Below are 15,629 nucleotides of genomic sequence, written 5' to 3'. Positions count from 1 at the left end.
AATGTCAAATCCTGTTACGCATACCTGGATTTTGCAAAACGAAGAAGCAACTTTGAGTTGGGGAAGGCGTTTCTCTGATTTTTTGTACCCAGGCTTAGTGGTTACCCTTGAAGGTGAGTTGGGTGCAGGGAAAACCACTCTAACTCGTGGCGTACTACAGGGGTTGGGGTATTTGGGACGAGTGAAAAGTCCTACATATCCTATACTTGAAACCTATTCTCTTTCGAGGTTATACTTCTATCACTTTGATTTTTATCGAATCTATGATAAAAATGAACTTGAAGATTCAGGTTTTAGAGAAAATTTTGGTGGTAGCGTTGTGTGTTTTGTTGAATGGCCTGAAAAAGCACAAGGATGGCTACCATCCGTAGATATAGGTATTAAAATCAAAATCTTAGCTGATAAAAGAGAATTTACTGTTGTAGCGCTGTCGGAGGCGGGTGGTTTATGCTTAGAAAAATGGCAAAAACTTGGTTGGCTTTAATTCTCTTTCTGGTTTCCTGTTGGATCCCAAGTTTTGTTTTTGCCCAAGAGATCACTGTTGCCGCGGCTCGAATTTGGCCAGCGGAAGATTACACTCGTGTTACTCTGGAGTCTAAGAACGCCATTGAGGCAAAATTCTTTACTGTAGCTAATCCAGATCGTTTGGTTTTAGATCTTTCCCAAGTAAATGATTTAAAAATATTACGTTCTTTGAGCGAACATTTATCTGCTACTGATCCTTATATTAAGGCGATTAGAATTGGACATTTCAACCCCACAACGGTAAGAGTTGTGTTTGATCTAAAAGTGCCTGTTAAGGCAAGCTCTGTATTATTAGATCCGGTGGCCAATTATGGATACCGATATATGTTAGATCTTTATCCTGTTAATCCCAATGATCCGTTAATGAGTTTTTTAGCAAAACAAGAACCTGTAACTAAACCTTCCTCTAATCAAGTTACAGTTAATAATCAACAAGATAAACAAAGTGATTTGGCGCAAAACAACAAGTCAAACTTGTTAAGCAATCCAGTTAATAATGCTTCTTTATCTGATCAAACAACTTCTGCACCCAGTAAGGCTGTAATTGAAAATGATGCTGTGTCCAAACCAATAGTATCTACACCAGCTTCACATCCCATTACTGCAAAGCATGATTTTTTGATAGCTGTTGATGCGGGACATGGAGGAGAAGATCCAGGTGCCCATGGCCATGGCGGACATAACGAAAAAGACGTTACCTTGGCTATAGCAAAGCATTTGAGTGCATTAATTAATGAGGATCCATCTCTTCGTGCTGTATTAATTCGTGACGGTGATTACTTCATTCCTCTTCAAGGAAGGACTGCAAAAGCACGGCGATTACATGCTGATATGTTTGTATCAATTCATGCTGATGCTTATGTTACTGAGGATGCAAAAGGGTCTTCCGTGTTTGCGTTGTCTGAAAAGGGAGCAACCTCTGTTGCAGCCAAATGGCTTGCTCAGCACGAAAACAATGCAGATCTGATTGGTGGGGTAGATTTAAACCATAAAGATCCTTATTTGGCTCAAACTTTATTTGATTTATCTCAAACAGCCACCATCAATGATAGTTTAAAGCTGGCTCAGTCTGTCTTAACTCAACTACATCAAGTTAATGACTTGCATCGTGGTCGAGTTGAACAAGCAGGGTTTGCTGTATTAAAATCACCAGATATTCCTTCTATACTCGTAGAAACAGCATTTATTACTAATCCCACAGAAGAACAACGCCTAGTCGATTCCGACTACCAAGATCAATTGGCTCATGCTATTTTAAAGGGAATTAAAACCTACTTAGCCAACAATCCCCCAGCACAGAACAATACTGTGTTGGGAACCAGATAAATTTACGTAATGACAAGAATACATTCCCTAGATCGGGTATTAATTGCCCAAATTGCTGCTGGAGAAGTCATTGAAAGACCAGCTTCAGCTTTAAAAGAATTAGTTGAAAACAGTATTGACGCAGGGGCACGTCACATAGAGATTAGTTTGATCGATGGTGGAATTTCAAAAATTGAAGTGATCGATGATGGAATAGGGATTTTTCATGAAGATTTAGCTCTTGCTTTGACCCCTCATGCAACCAGTAAGATTAGTAACTTAAATGATTTGCAGTCAGTGGAAAGTCTAGGTTTTAGAGGTGAAGCACTAGCTAGTATGGCTTCAGTTGCAACGGTAACAATTATCACCCGAGAACAACACGCAAGTCATGGCTATCGCGTTCAAAGTAGAGCAGGTCGTATGACTGAGGTAATTCCTGCAGCAAGGTCGATTGGTACCTCTATTGTCGTTGATGAACTGTTTTCTGAAACTCCAGCGCGACGCAAATTTTTAAAGTCATCGAATACTGAATTTGCTCATTGTGATGAAGTATTAAAGCGCATGGCTTTAAGCCATCCAGACATTGAGTTCAGACTAAGCCATAATGGCAAAGCACTTCGACACTGGCCGCAAGCAACGCATCAACTGCGTTTGAAAGCATTATTTGGTGAGGAATTTATAAAAGGGGCTTTAACGGTCGATGAACAAGCAGGTGGAGTAAGAATCGAAGGATGGATAAGTCGCCCCACCTACAGTAGTAGTAATCGAGAGTCCCAATATGTATATGTGAATGGTCGTTTTGTACGTGATAAGTTGATTAGCCATGCTCTAAGGCAGGCTTATCAAGATGTTCTTCATCATCAACGATTTCCTGTTGTTGCTTTGTTTATTACTTGTCCTTTTGATTTGGTTGATGTGAATGTGCATCCAGCCAAAACAGAGGTACGATTTCGTGAGCCTCAAACGATACATCAGTTGGTATTTCATGGGTTATCCAAAACATTGGATAAGACAAATCCCAGTCAATCAGTAGACGTCAGTTCTTCTGTAACACATCAAAATAACTATCCAGTACTACAAAATTCACTACCTATTGACTCCACTAGATCAGTAAGTAGCTTAAATCAGTTTGGTTTTGGGCAATCAATGTCTTTGAATTCTTTGAAGCCCACTCAAGGGATGGAGCGTGATCAAGAAAGTAGAGATATCAATGCGTTTTCCTATCCGTTAGGGTTTGCTATTGCCCAGTTACATGGTATCTATATCCTGTCACAAAATGAGCAGGGATTAGTCATTGTGGATATGCACGCTGCACATGAACGGATTTTGTATGAACAATTAAAGTTGGCAATAAAAAATCAGGTTATTCAAAAGCAACAGTTATTGATACCGGTGACCTTTAGAGTGGATCCAATAGCATTGAATTTGGTTCATGAAAATCAAGAGGTATTGAATCAAGTAGGCTTTGAGCTAAGTGTTGTAGGTCCTGATATATTGGCTTTAAGAAGTGTACCTGTTTTGCTTGCAAAAGGGGATCTAGAGCAGATTGCAAGAGATCTAATTGGGGAATTACTTCAATATGGCTCATCAAGGCTACTTGATGAAAAACACAATCAATTGTTATCTACCTTTGCATGTCACGCTGCTGTCCGTGCACATCGACAATTAACCGTCACAGAGATGAATGCTCTGTTGCGTGATATGGAGTTAATTGACCGAACTGATCAATGTAATCATGGACGCCCAACTTGGCGGCAAGTTGGGTTGTCTGAGATAGATCAATGGTTTTTACGGGGTCAATGAGGATGAATCCTCCGATTGTATGTTTAATGGGGCCTACCGCTTCAGGAAAAAGTGACTTGGCTTTAATGCTTGCTAGGCAGTTTAATGGAGAGATTATTTCTGTCGATTCAGCAACAATTTATCGTCACATGGATATTGGTACTGCAAAGCCTAGTTTAACGATCCAGCAGGAAATACCTCACCATTTAATTGATATCATCAATCCTGATCAGCGTTACTCAGCCCACCAATTTGCATTAGATGCATCTAATTATGTGAATGAAATAGTGAGGCGCGGAAAAGTTCCTATCCTTGTAGGTGGCACCATGTTGTATTTTAAAGCCTTATTATTTGGTTTTAATGAGTTACCCTCGGCTAATCAAGAAATAAGAGAGCAACTTGATAAAGAAGCACTTGAATTGGGCTGGCCACATATGCACCAACGTTTGATGGCTGTGGATTATGAAACTGCTACGCGACTGAAAGAGAACGATTCTCAACGCATTCAGCGAGCCCTGGAGGTCTATATACTGACCGGCCAACCTCTTTCTTCTTTTCATCAAGACCAACAAAAGCGTTATTGGCAAGGACCTGTACTTTCTTTGGCGTTAATTCCTCAAGATAGAGCACGATTACATCATAATATTGAGTTACGTTTTAAAATAATGATTGAACAAGGTCTAGAAAATGAATTAAAAGACCTTAGGAATCGTTTTCAATTAGTGCCTGAACTACCGTCAATGCGTTGTGTTGGTTATCGCCAAATGTGGCAATATTTAGAAGGCGAATATGATTTTAATAAAATGATGGAATCCGGTGTTTACGCTACCAGGCAATTGGCAAAACGGCAATTAACATGGTTGAGAAGTTGGTCTAACTTAGAGAGCTTTGATCCGTATCAAAGTGACACAAAAGAGCTTTTATTTCAGTCAGTACAACAGTATGTCACTTGTCACTTTTAATGTTTTGTTTAATATCGGTCACTAACACGTTTAATTCACCTTGGTTAAATTGAATTGAAAGTGATTCATTGACATGCGTGTCTCCTGCGCGACTAAGAATATGCCCGTTTTGATTACGTACAATGGCAAACCCTCTGGCCATGATATTTTGTGGATTAAGGTAATATAATGATTGTTCTAAATTTTTTAGTTTTATTTGATAACGCTCCAGCAATCTCTGTTGCGCTAAATTGAGTCGAATATCAATTTGATGAATGTGATTTTTTTGGTGATTAATCCGCTGTCCAGGATGAACAAGTCTTTGTTGTAGGCTGGAGAGGAATATAACCTGCTGTTTTAACCACATTTTTAAAGTGGTCGGTAATTTGTCACGTAGTTGATCAAATCTCATTATTTCACGTTCAACTATACGTTGAATTTGTTGATTAAGACGTAATTGGATTTGAGTAAGTTGTTTTGATAATTGAGGCCGGTCTGGGCTCACCAGTTCGGCTGCTGCAGTAGGAGTGGGTGCTCTATAATCAGCAACAAAATCTGCAATAGTAAAGTCAGTTTCATGACCTACACCACTGATAATGGGTAATTGCGAGTGTGCGATAGCTCGAGCTACAGTTTCCTCATTATAAGCCCATAAATCTTCAATACTACCCCCTCCACGACATAGTATGACAACATCACATTCATCTCGATTATTAGCGACGTTGATCGCTTCAGCAATTTCCCCAGCGGCGCCTTGACCTTGAACGCGAGTAGGATAAATTATGATAGGAATATCTGGTGCTCGTCGTTTAAGAGTGGTTAACACATCTTGAAGAGCAGCAGCCATGGGAGAGGTAATAATACCAATTGATTTTGGGTGGCTGGGAAGTGATTTTTTTATAGAACGATCAAATAAACCTTCTTTTTCTAATTTATTCTTTAATGCATTAAACGCTTCGTAGAGCTTGCCTAATCCTGCTTGGCGCATATTTTCAATAGTTATTTGAGTTTTTCCACCTGGCGCGTAATAGGACGTTGTACCGCGTAACTCAACAGACATTCCGTTTTTAGGTAGCCAATCAATTTTTTGATTTTTAAAACGAAACATCACGCAACTCATTTGCGCATGTTCGTCTTTGATTTGAAAATACCAATGCCCTGAGCTTGCTGCAGTAAAATTTGAAATTTCTCCTTGAATCCACATCATGGGAACAGCGGTTTCTAATAAGCGTTGTAATCGACTTGTAAAGTCTGAAACAGTTACTACAACCTCAGACTGTTGGGCTGTTTGTGGGGGAACGTCATCAAAAGTAGTGTTAATTATAGGGGCCATTTAACAAATCGTTACAGTTACTAGGGTTACAGAGGTTTTAGTAAAGTCAAGCTTTAAACGCATAAATTTACATTGTTTAAATTTTACTCGCCCCAGAAAAAAACATTATTTATTAATAAGTTAAACAAGTTTTATAAAAACTGTTCACAAACTTATCCACAGAATTTGTGGACAACTTGAATTCGTCGCCAAGAGCAACGTAATCGATTAAACTAGTAGTATATTTTATCCTTATAGTTCCAGGTGTGTAATGCAATTATTAAGTGAAACTGGCTGGCCCAGTTTATTGTTGTTGGTGGCCTCAGTAATTAGTTTGGCTATCATTATCGATCGAGCGTTAGCTCTCAGAACCACTTCAGTGTGCCCCAAAGGATTGCTGGAGGAAATGATCCAATTAGAGAGAACAAACCAATTGGGCGCTGATAAGTTAACTATTATCAGCCAATCTTCCGCACTAGGAGCGGTATTGGCTACTGCTATCAAATATCGCCAGTCAAGTAGAGAACTCATGAAAGAGGCGATAGAAGAGCGTGGCAGAAGTATGGTGGTTCGACTAGAAAAAAACTTACCTACCTTAGGCACTATTGCTACGGTTAGTCCACTGCTAGGTTTGTTGGGAACGGTTGTGGGGATGATTATTTTGTTTGGTCAAGACAATTCCATTGCCTCTCATGCAGATCAGTTAGCTAGAGGTATTTCAGTTGCCTTGTACAACACAGCTTTAGGACTGATTGTAGCGATTCCTAGTATGATTTTTTATCGTTTTTACCGATCTCGTATTGATTTTTTCGCTGTTGAAATGGAACAGCAAGCCATTCAACTTGTGGATGAACTCACACTAAACCAAGATCATGGACTTTCGTAGAGGGCAACGTCGGGAAGATCCCGAAATTAATTTGATTCCAATGATTGATATCCTGTTGGTTATTTTGATCTTTTTAATGGTTTCTAGCACATTTGTACATCAACATGGGTTGAATATTAACTTACCATTAGGCAGCACTAAAAATAATGAATTAACCAAAGATCAAGTGATTGAAGTCGACATGGATCAGCAAGGTATGGTTAGTGTTGATCACCATCTCTGGTCAAACAATCTTTCTCAATTATCTAATTTAGTAGTAAATCATTTAAATAATAAGACGAACACTTACGTTATTATTCGAGCTGACAAAAATTTATCACACGGCAAAGTGATGGAGATTGTGAGTGATTTTCAGCAAATAGGATTTAATCACTTTACTTTGGTTACTGAGGATTCTAATCATTGACATGGTAAGCCAGAAGATAATTGATAAGTGGTACAGTCAACACGTAAGCTGGTTATTAATACCATTAAGTGGATTATTTTTTTTGGTTATTACAATTAGACGTTGGCTTTATAAAAAACACTTTTTACCAATTTCCTCGCTCCCTGTGCCGGTGATAGTTGTTGGTAATATTACGGTTGGTGGTACTGGAAAAACGCCTTTAGTTATTGCCTTATGTAATTGGTTAAAAACACAAGGTTATTACCCTGGGGTTATTTCACGTGGTTATAAAGGTCAAATAAATCAAGTTCATGTTGTGAGTCACGAAGATGGCCCATCCCTAGTTGGTGATGAGCCTTTGCTTATTTTTAAAGAAGCAGCTGTTCCAGTTGCAATTGGCAAAAATCGTTATCAAGCTGGTGTTGAATTACTCAAAAAATACCCCGAAATAAATATTATTCTTTCAGATGATGGATTACAACATTATGCGTTACAGCGTAATCTAGAAATTGTTGTTGTTGATGGTCAACGATTGTTAGGTAATACCTATTTACTCCCAGCAGGACCTTTACGTGAACCACAAAGTCGTTTATCCACTGTTGATGCAGTTGTGATTAATGGTGAAAACGAGTCACTTCTAGATAACAGACAATCGCAATTTAACATGACAATGCGTCCTGAAACTTGGATTAATGTAAATAACCCTCATTTGCGTCAACCAATCAATGCTTTTTCTAGTGAACGATGTGTCGCAATGTGTGCCATTGGGAATCCACAGCGTTTTCTAAATACCTTAGCCTCAATAGGGGTGGTACCCTTTGCAACTCGAATTTTTGAAGATCATTATCATTATCAAGAAAATGACTTTAAAGAGTGGCTAGATGAGAAAATATTAATGACTGAAAAAGATGGGATAAAATGTCATTTGTTTGCACCGCAAAATGTGTGGATGCTTAAAATTAGCGCTCAATTAGACGAGCCGTTTTATCAATGGTTACAGGTCAAATTAACCCATTTAAGAGAGAATAATGGATTCTAAATTATTGGAAATTTTGGTGTGTCCGTTATGTAAAGGACCATTAATTAAAAAGAGTGGGAAAGATGAGTTGATATGCGCTCCATGTCGTCTTGCTTATCCTATAAAAGAGGATATCCCCGTTATGTTGCAGCAAGAAGCGAGAGATATCCCTGTTGATGAGGATATAAAATAGTGCCACAGAGTTTTATAGCTATTGTTCCTGCACGTATGCAATCATCAAGATTGCCACGTAAAGCCCTAGCTATGATTGGCCCCTATCCATTAGTTATACACAGTGCTCTTCGGGCTCGTGAAAGTGGTGCGCAACGAGTGGTTATTGCAACTGACCATGTGGATATTGCTCAAGCTGCAAAAGAGTTTGGTTTTGAGTATGTTATGACTCATGCTAACCATTTGTCTGGTACAGATCGGCTGGCTGAGGCGGTTGATCTCCTTCAGCTTGAAGACCATCAGGTCATAGTTAACGTTCAAGGGGATGAGCCCCTTATAGAGGGTAAAGTCATAGCTAATGTGGTTGAAAGACTGATAAAAAGCCCTGACTGTGTTATGAGTAGTGCTTGTTATCCTATTGTAGAGTTCGCTCATTTTACCAACCCTAATGTGGTGAAAGTGGTTTTAAATCAGCGCCAAGAGGCTCTTTACTTTAGTCGTTCTGCGATACCATTTGATCGTGATAGTCAAAATAAGACACTGCCAAACACGATGAAAGCATGGCATCATATGGGGTTATACGCTTATCGCGCAGGTTTTTTGAAACATTACAAGCAGTTAACACCGGTTACTTTGGAATTAACAGAGAGCTTAGAGCAGTTAAGGGTGTTATGGTATGGCTTTAAAATAGCCATGGAAATTACAGATCAGGCTCCATTACCTGGGGTGGACACTGCTGAAGATTTACAACGTGTGCGGCACTGGTTTGAAACACACGAAACATATTAGTAAAAGGGAGTCGTTTTCATGAGAATCATTTTATTAGGAGCACCTGGAGCAGGGAAAGGAACACAAGCTGCTTTTATTAAAGAGCAGTTTAATATTCCTCAAATTTCAACGGGTGATATGTTACGGGCCGCTGTTAAGGCTGGGACTCCTTTGGGTATTGCCGCTAAGAAAGTAATGGATAGTGGTGGATTGGTATCAGACGATATCATAATTGGTTTGGTTAAGGATAGAATCGCTGAACAAGATTGTGCCAATGGTTTTCTGTTTGATGGCTTCCCGCGCACGATCCCTCAGGCTCAAGCACTTAAAGAAGCAGGGGTAGCTCTGGATTTTGTAGTTGAAATAGACGTTGCCGATGAAGAGATCATTCAACGTATGTCAGGGCGTCGTGTACATGTTGCATCAGGGCGTGTTTATCATACTAAGTTCAGTCCGCCTAAAGTTGCTGATAAAGATGATTTAACTGGGGAAGCGTTAATTCAACGCGACGACGATAGAGAAGAAATCGTTAAAAAACGTCTCCAAGTCTATCATGATCAAACAAAACCCTTAGTTGATTATTATGAAAACTGGAGTAAAACTGGTGATACACAGGCTCCACGTTATGTGAAAATTGCAGGGGTAGGAGCAGTTGATCAAATTTCACAATCTATCATGGCTGCATTACAAAAATAGTAGGGTAATCAATTATGAAAAAACCTCCAATGAATGCCTTTTACGCACAATCAGGTGGTGTAACGGCAGTAATTAATGCTAGTGCTTGTGGTGTAATTGAAACAGCACGACGTTATCCTACAAAAATCGGTAAGGTATTGTGCGGACGTCATGGTATTTTGGGGGCATTGGAAGAGGATTTAATTGATACAAGTTTTGAAAGTGCTGAGGCAATTCGAGCTCTTAAACACACCCCATCGGGTGCTTTTGGTTCAGCGCGTTTCAAATTAAAAAGCCTTGAACAAGATAAGGCCTCTTATCAACGATTAATTGAAGTGTTTAAAGCCCATCAGATAGGTTATTTTTTCTATAACGGTGGTGGTGATTCTCAGGACACTACTCATAAAGTCTCGCTGATGGCCAAAGAGATGGACTATCCGTTGGTATGTGTGGGTATACCAAAAACTGTGGATAATGATCTGCCTTTAACCGATTGTTGTCCGGGTTTTGGTTCTGTAGCTAAATATGTAGCAACCTCAATTCGTGAGGCAGGGTTTGACGTGGCTTCAATGGCAAGAACCTCAACAAAGGTGTTTATCTTGGAGGTAATGGGGCGTCACGCTGGGTGGATTACAGCCGCCTGTGGGTTAGCTTCGGAAGGCAAAGGTCAGCCACCTCATTTATTACTTTTCCCCGAAGTACCGTTTAATCCAACTGAGTTCTTAAAACGAGTCAAAGAATGTGTGGAGCAGTTTGGTTACTGTGTTATTGGAGTCTCTGAGGGATTACGTAATCAAGAGGGTAAGTTTCTCTCTGAAAGTGGGCTTAAAGATGCTTTTGGCCATGCGCAGCTAGGTGGAGTGGCTCCTGTTATTGCTAATTTAATTAGAGATAAACTGGGCTACAAATATCATTGGGCCGTCGCTGATTATTTGCAAAGAGCGGCACGACATTTGGCATCCAAAACAGATGTTGAGCAGGCTTACGCAGTGGGAAAGGCTGCTGTTCAATTTGCTCTCAAAGGACATACCGCCGTGATGCCTGTTATAGAGCGTCTTAGTGATGAGCCATATCGTTGGCAAATTGGCATGGCACCATTAGAAAAAGTAGCCAATCAAGAAAAAATGCTCCCAAAAAGCTTTATTAGTCGTGATGGATTTGGTATTACTGCACAAGCCAAACGTTATCTTTCACCATTAATTGAAGGGGAGGATTATCCACCCTACGAAAAAGGTTTACCGCAGTACGTTACTCTCAAAAACAAGGCTGTCCCAAAAAAACTAAAAACACAATTCAATCCACGTTAATCATGATACCCGTCCATGCGACTCATTTACTAGAAGGAAACCCATACGATCCTTCACAATTGAAGACGTGGATAAAAAAACAATTAGTTGATAATCAGGGTATGACCTATTTTGACGGTCGGATTATGATGACGGATGAAGAAATGGAACAGGCGGTTCCAGCTGCGGTACTGATTCCATTGGTTAATAAGCCTGAAGGCATTCAAGTGTTATTAACACAGCGGGCATCACATTTATACAATCACGCAGGTCAAGTTAGTTTTCCGGGTGGTCGAATTGATCCTGAGGATCGTAATACGCAAATTACTGCTTTAAGAGAAACGGAAGAGGAAATTGGTCTTGGTCGGGATAAAATTGAGATTCTAGGTTCTCTAAAAGAATACTTTATTCCATCAGGTTTTAAGGTAAGTCCATGGGTGGGGTGGATCAATCCACCCTTATCGTTAACTCCAGACCCCTTTGAAGTTGACCATATTTTTGAAGTACCACTTAGTTTCTTTTTTGATCCGCAGCGACACCATTTAAAACAAGATGAATTTGAGGGGCGTCAACGTCGTTATTACGTATTTGAGTATCAAGAAAAAACCATCTGGGGTGCGACAGCCGGTATGTTGATTGACTTATATCACACCCTCTACTCAAATCTTAAAAATAACGCTTAAAGTTTTCTGTAGCGGCAACCAAAGCGCTAAGTATACCCGGTTCAAAAGCTGAATGCCCTGCATCTGGAACAATCTGGTAGGTGGCTTCAGGCCATGCTTGATGCAGTTCGTCTGCTGTAATAATTGGACAAACACCATCATAACGACCTTGAATAATAGTTGCCGGTAAATGTCGAATGCGGTGAATATTATTTAATAAACTATTCTCAGGTAGAAAAATATCATTAGTAAAATAGTGTGCCTCAATACGAGCTAACCCTAAGGCTACTGCATTACTACCAAAATGACTTACTAGAGCGGGGTTAGGTAATAGGGTGGAGCATGAACCTTCAAAAGCACTCCAACGACGAGCAGCTTCTAGATGAATTTTTGGGTCAGGATCTTGTAATCTTTGTTGATAGGCATGAAGTAGATCGTTTCTTTCTGACTCAGGAATGTAATGAGTAAAGTCGCGCCACGCTTCTGGGAAAATAGCTTTAATGCCATATAAAAACCAGTCAATTTCACTTTTACGACAGAGAAAAATACCACGTAAAATTAAGCCCAAACATCGATCTGGGTGGGTTTCTGCATAAGCTAATGCAAGCGTACTTCCCCATGAACCACCAAATATTAGCCATTTTTCAATACCTAACAGTTGCCGTAGTTGTTCCATATCTTGAATCAACAAAGGAGTAGTGTTTTCCCTGGTTTCTCCAAGTGGTGTAGATCGTCCTGCGCCACGTTGATCAAAAATGACTATACGATATCTGGTGGGATCAAAAAATTGTCTGTGCATAGGTCCGGCACCGGCACCTGGCCCACCATGCAAAAATACAACAGGAATTCCGTTTGGGTTACCTGATTGTTCCCAATATAGCTCGTGAATATCGCCAACAGCCAAACGTCCTTTGGCAAAGGGTTCTATAGGGGGGAATAATGAATATGTACGCATAACTTTAAAATTAGTCTAAAAATAAATCATGTGAGAAGTTTACCTGATTGATAGAATATCGCATGGCAACAGTGGTAATCTAGTAGACATTATTACATAGGGGAAAATCTATGCTATACGAGTTGCACGAATTACAACATGCTTCTTTCTCCTCCTTACGGGCATGGGCTAAAACTGCCGCTCAACTCTATGGTAGCCCATATAGCCCACTTAGCTATACACCAATGGGACGTGTTGTTGCAGCTGGTTCAGAAGTTTTTTTGCGTACCACTCAACGTTATGAAAAACCAGCATTTGGCATTGATTATACGGAAATAGATGAGAAACCCTATGCGGTTTTAGAAGAAACTGTTTTAGAAAATCCTTTTTGTCATCTTAAGCGTTTCAGTAAAGTTGGTTTAAATGTAACTCAACCTAAGGTATTAATCGTTGCTCCCCTATCTGGTCATTACGCTACTTTACTGAGGGATACTGTCCGATCTTTTGTCAAAGATTTTGAAGTATGGGTAACGGATTGGGTGGATGCAAAGTTGGTTCCTTTGTCTTTTGGTGCTTTTCATTTTGATGATTACGTCAAGTACGTACAAGATTTCATTCGGTTTATTGGTTCAGATTTACATATTGTTTCAGTCTGTCAGCCTACAGTTCCAGTATTAGTAGCAGTATCACTGATGTCTGCAAATCAAGATCCCTTAGTGCCGAAATCAATGATTATGATGGGTGGCCCAATTGATACACGTAAAAACCCTACTACAGTTAATGATTTTGCAAAATCTCACCCATTATCCTGGTTTGAGAGTAGAGTAATTTATCGCGTTCCCGTGAAATATCCAGGTTACTTAAGGCAAGTTTATCCAGGGTTTCTACAACATGCAGGTTTTGTAGCGATGAATCCTGGAAGACATATTAATTCGCATAGAGATTTCTTTTATCAACTGGTTCGCGGTGATGGAGAAAGTGCTAATGTTCACCGTAGTTTTTATGATGAATATAATGCCGTTATGGATTTACCAGCAGAATATTACTTAGAAACCTTAGATCGTGTTTTTCATCGTCACGCACTAGCAGAGGGAACGCTGGTCTCGTGTGGTGAACTTGTTCGTCCAGATGCTATTACCAAAACTGCTTTGTTAACAGTGGAGGGGGAGCTTGATGACATATCAGGTAATGGACAAACTATGGCAGCTCAACTGTTGTGTGCCAGTATCCCAGAGAAGCATCGAGAGTCTTTACTTGCAAAGGATGTAGGACATTATGGAATTTTTAGTGGACGTCGTTTTAGAGAAATGGTTTATCCAACCATAAAGTCATTTATAGAAAAAGAGGCTTGATTATGTCTGATGCCACATCTAATCCGTCAGCGGATATGTTTGAAATGTTTCAAAAAATGGTTAATCCGATGGCTTTCCCACTACAAGGTTTGTTATGTGCAGGTTTGGATCCAAAAGAGTTAGAAAAAAAGATTAATGAACTTATCACTGTAAAACATTGGCTTAATGCCAATGTAGGGATGATTGATTTAACGATTAAAACGCTTGAATATCAAAAAACCTTAATGTCCTCTGTGAGTGATGTAACTAAAATGACCGAACCACAGGGACATACTGCTGGTGCAGAAGCTAATCCCATGATGAATCCAGCTCTATGGCCTTGGGCAATGATGAAAATGACTGGCATGCAGCCCACAGATCCTACTGCTGGGAACTCATCTGGCTCGGACAAAAAAAGTTAACGTCGTTGATAGTGTATAAAACTCATTGAATATTTATTTTTATCGTCTTGGGGATAATATTCAGACGATACTGTATGCCATAGATCAAGGTCGATAACAGGGAAAAAGGTGTCGCCTTCGACTTCGGCGTGAATGATTGTGACATATAACTCATTGGTGATATTCAGTGTTGTGTTGAATAATTCGGCTCCACCAATAATAAATAGTTTTTCTGAGTTACCACAACTTGCTATAGCCTCATCTACTGAGGAAAAAATGTCAGCTTTGTCAATACGAAATGAAGGGTCACGGGTGAGTATTAAGTTTCTTCTTCCTGGTAACAGCCGGCCAATAGATTGATAGGTCTTACGCCCCATAAGTACTGGGTGGCCAAGTGTGGTTTTTTTGAAAAAAGCCAAATCTGCTGGAAGATGCCAGGGGAGAGCGTTATTTTTCCCAATAACACGATTTTCTGACATGGCAACGATCATAGCTATAGATGGTTTGTCGTTCATTTTGTCTCTATATTTCAAAAAAATGATTGTAAACTTCTTAAGCATACAACAAATGCTCTGGTATTATAGGTATTTTATAGCTTAACTAGCATTTCCATGAAGTACGAAGAGCTTACCTTATCTCCCCCTTGGGTACATTTACCTACACGTTACGGCAAATTTCGTGCTCGTTCTTATGATTTTGAAGGCCAAGAGCATATGGTGCTGGCTATGGGGGATATTGCTCATGGTCCTGTACTTGTTCGTATTCATTCTGAATGCTTAACAGGCGATGTGTTCCACTCTCTACGCTGTGATTGTGGCCAACAATTAGAAACCTCTATGGAAAAAATAGCTCAACTTGAAAAAGGGGTTATTATTTACTTGAGAGGTCATGAAGGTAGGGGTATTGGACTTAAGCAAAAATTAGCTGCTTATTTGCTCCAGGATCAGGGATTGGATACAGTGGATGCCAATTTATCGTTAGGTCTTCCGGTAGATGCGCGAAGTTATGATGCTGCAATAGCTATTTTACGAGATTTGCAGATTCCTGAAATTGACTTATTAACTAATAATCCCGAAAAGCTAGCTCATTTAACTCGATCAGGCTTAACAGTTCGTCAACGAGTATCACTACAAACAGCTATTCATCCCATTACCCAAAAGTATTTGCTGACCAAGCGTGATCGTATGGGTCATTTTTTGGACATAGATGTTGCTGACAAGGACCAGATAAAATAAATATTTATTGTT

The 15,629-nt window shown here is 39.7% G+C and carries 17 protein-coding genes and 1 pseudogene; 15 read left to right on the top strand and 3 right to left on the bottom strand.

Annotated features, from left to right (window positions below):
* Nucleotide 1: 1 nt before the first annotated feature.
* From tsaE to miaA, 4 genes are read left to right on the top strand one after another with little or no spacing between them, the layout of a single operon-like run.
* Entirely contained in the window at nt 2-484 is a 483-nt protein-coding gene (gene tsaE, locus FV185_RS07475) for a tRNA (adenosine(37)-N6)-threonylcarbamoyltransferase complex ATPase subunit type 1 TsaE (RefSeq protein ID WP_067495810.1), read from the top strand.
* Nucleotides 448-1,851 carry an N-acetylmuramoyl-L-alanine amidase gene (locus tag FV185_RS07470; RefSeq protein ID WP_197457823.1) on the top strand — a complete coding sequence of 468 codons (1,404 nt, stop codon included), beginning with the start codon at nt 448-450 and terminating at the stop codon, nt 1,849-1,851. The genes tsaE and FV185_RS07470 overlap by 37 nt, the downstream gene beginning before the upstream one ends.
* A 9-nt stretch (nt 1,852-1,860) precedes the next feature.
* On the top strand, nt 1,861-3,633 hold the full coding sequence (gene mutL, locus FV185_RS07465) for a DNA mismatch repair endonuclease MutL (protein ID WP_067495807.1): 1,773 nt from the start codon (nt 1,861-1,863) through the stop codon (nt 3,631-3,633).
* Complete coding sequence (miaA, locus tag FV185_RS07460; protein WP_420710414.1) at nt 3,630-4,574, top strand: tRNA (adenosine(37)-N6)-dimethylallyltransferase MiaA; 945 nt, start codon at nt 3,630-3,632, stop codon at nt 4,572-4,574. The genes mutL and miaA overlap by 4 nt, the downstream gene beginning before the upstream one ends.
* On the opposite strand, the gene xseA is transcribed toward miaA, so the two are convergent.
* Nucleotides 4,558-5,886 carry an exodeoxyribonuclease VII large subunit gene (xseA, locus tag FV185_RS07455; RefSeq protein ID WP_067495804.1) on the bottom strand — a complete coding sequence of 443 codons (1,329 nt, stop codon included), beginning with the start codon at nt 5,884-5,886 and terminating at the stop codon, nt 4,558-4,560. The two genes, miaA and xseA, sit on opposite strands and share 17 nt — an antisense overlap.
* A 250-nt stretch (nt 5,887-6,136) precedes the next feature.
* On the opposite strand from xseA, the gene FV185_RS07450 reads away from it, so the two are divergent.
* From FV185_RS07450 to FV185_RS07415, 8 genes are read left to right on the top strand one after another with little or no spacing between them, the layout of a single operon-like run.
* Nucleotides 6,137-6,751 (top strand): MotA/TolQ/ExbB proton channel family protein, encoded by a 615-nt coding sequence (locus FV185_RS07450; RefSeq protein WP_067495800.1) that lies wholly within the window; start codon nt 6,137-6,139, stop codon nt 6,749-6,751.
* Nucleotides 6,738-7,157: an ExbD/TolR family protein gene (locus FV185_RS07445; protein WP_067495797.1), complete on the top strand. Its 420-nt coding sequence runs from the start codon at nt 6,738-6,740 to the stop codon at nt 7,155-7,157. Before FV185_RS07450 ends, FV185_RS07445 begins: the two co-directional genes overlap by 14 nt.
* Nucleotide 7,158: 1 nt before the next feature.
* A complete protein-coding gene (gene lpxK, locus FV185_RS07440) occupies nt 7,159-8,175 on the top strand; it encodes a tetraacyldisaccharide 4'-kinase (RefSeq protein WP_067495795.1) in 1,017 nt (338 codons plus the stop codon).
* The gene (locus FV185_RS07435) at nt 8,165-8,347 is read left to right on the top strand and encodes a Trm112 family protein (protein WP_067495794.1); all 183 of its coding nucleotides are present in this window, start codon (nt 8,165-8,167) and stop codon (nt 8,345-8,347) included. Before lpxK ends, FV185_RS07435 begins: the two co-directional genes overlap by 11 nt.
* Nucleotides 8,347-9,114 (top strand): 3-deoxy-manno-octulosonate cytidylyltransferase, encoded by a 768-nt coding sequence (gene kdsB, locus FV185_RS07430; protein ID WP_197457822.1) that lies wholly within the window; start codon nt 8,347-8,349, stop codon nt 9,112-9,114. Before FV185_RS07435 ends, kdsB begins: the two co-directional genes overlap by 1 nt.
* Nucleotides 9,115-9,132: 18 nt before the next feature.
* Nucleotides 9,133-9,789, top strand: coding sequence for an adenylate kinase (adk, locus tag FV185_RS07425; protein ID WP_067495791.1), 657 nt, complete (start codon nt 9,133-9,135; stop codon nt 9,787-9,789).
* 14 nt (nt 9,790-9,803) lie between these two features.
* On the top strand, nt 9,804-11,075 hold the full coding sequence (locus FV185_RS07420) for a 6-phosphofructokinase (RefSeq protein WP_197457821.1): 1,272 nt from the start codon (nt 9,804-9,806) through the stop codon (nt 11,073-11,075).
* 2 nt (nt 11,076-11,077) lie between these two features.
* Nucleotides 11,078-11,737 carry a CoA pyrophosphatase gene (locus tag FV185_RS07415; protein WP_067495787.1) on the top strand — a complete coding sequence of 220 codons (660 nt, stop codon included), beginning with the start codon at nt 11,078-11,080 and terminating at the stop codon, nt 11,735-11,737.
* On the opposite strand, the gene pip is transcribed toward FV185_RS07415, so the two are convergent.
* Nucleotides 11,721-12,671: a prolyl aminopeptidase gene (gene pip, locus FV185_RS07410; RefSeq protein WP_067495784.1), complete on the bottom strand. Its 951-nt coding sequence runs from the start codon at nt 12,669-12,671 to the stop codon at nt 11,721-11,723. The two genes, FV185_RS07415 and pip, sit on opposite strands and share 17 nt — an antisense overlap.
* Before the next feature lie 110 nt (nt 12,672-12,781).
* Between pip and FV185_RS07405 the strand changes: the two genes are divergently transcribed.
* Both FV185_RS07405 and FV185_RS07400 read left to right on the top strand, forming a co-directional pair.
* A complete protein-coding gene (locus FV185_RS07405) occupies nt 12,782-14,002 on the top strand; it encodes a polyhydroxyalkanoate depolymerase (RefSeq protein ID WP_067495782.1) in 1,221 nt (406 codons plus the stop codon).
* A gap of 2 nt (nt 14,003-14,004) precedes the next feature.
* Nucleotides 14,005-14,403: a PhaM family polyhydroxyalkanoate granule multifunctional regulatory protein gene (locus tag FV185_RS07400; protein ID WP_067495779.1), complete on the top strand. Its 399-nt coding sequence runs from the start codon at nt 14,005-14,007 to the stop codon at nt 14,401-14,403.
* Here FV185_RS07400 and folA read toward each other — a convergent pair.
* Nucleotides 14,400-14,897, bottom strand: coding sequence for a type 3 dihydrofolate reductase (gene folA / locus FV185_RS07395; protein ID WP_197457820.1), 498 nt, complete (start codon nt 14,895-14,897; stop codon nt 14,400-14,402). The two genes, FV185_RS07400 and folA, sit on opposite strands and share 4 nt — an antisense overlap.
* A 138-nt stretch (nt 14,898-15,035) precedes the next feature.
* Between folA and ribA the strand changes: the two are divergent.
* Nucleotides 15,036-15,617, top strand: a pseudogene (gene ribA, locus FV185_RS07390) (GTP cyclohydrolase II); the annotation flags it as partial.
* Nucleotides 15,618-15,629 lie beyond the last annotated feature (12 nt).

This window comes from Ferrovum sp. PN-J185 (assembly GCF_001581925.1).
Lineage (GTDB): Bacteria > Pseudomonadota > Gammaproteobacteria > Burkholderiales > Ferrovaceae > PN-J185.
The sequence above is the reverse complement of the archived record's forward strand: the minus strand, read 5'-3'. Positions and strand labels throughout refer to the sequence as shown.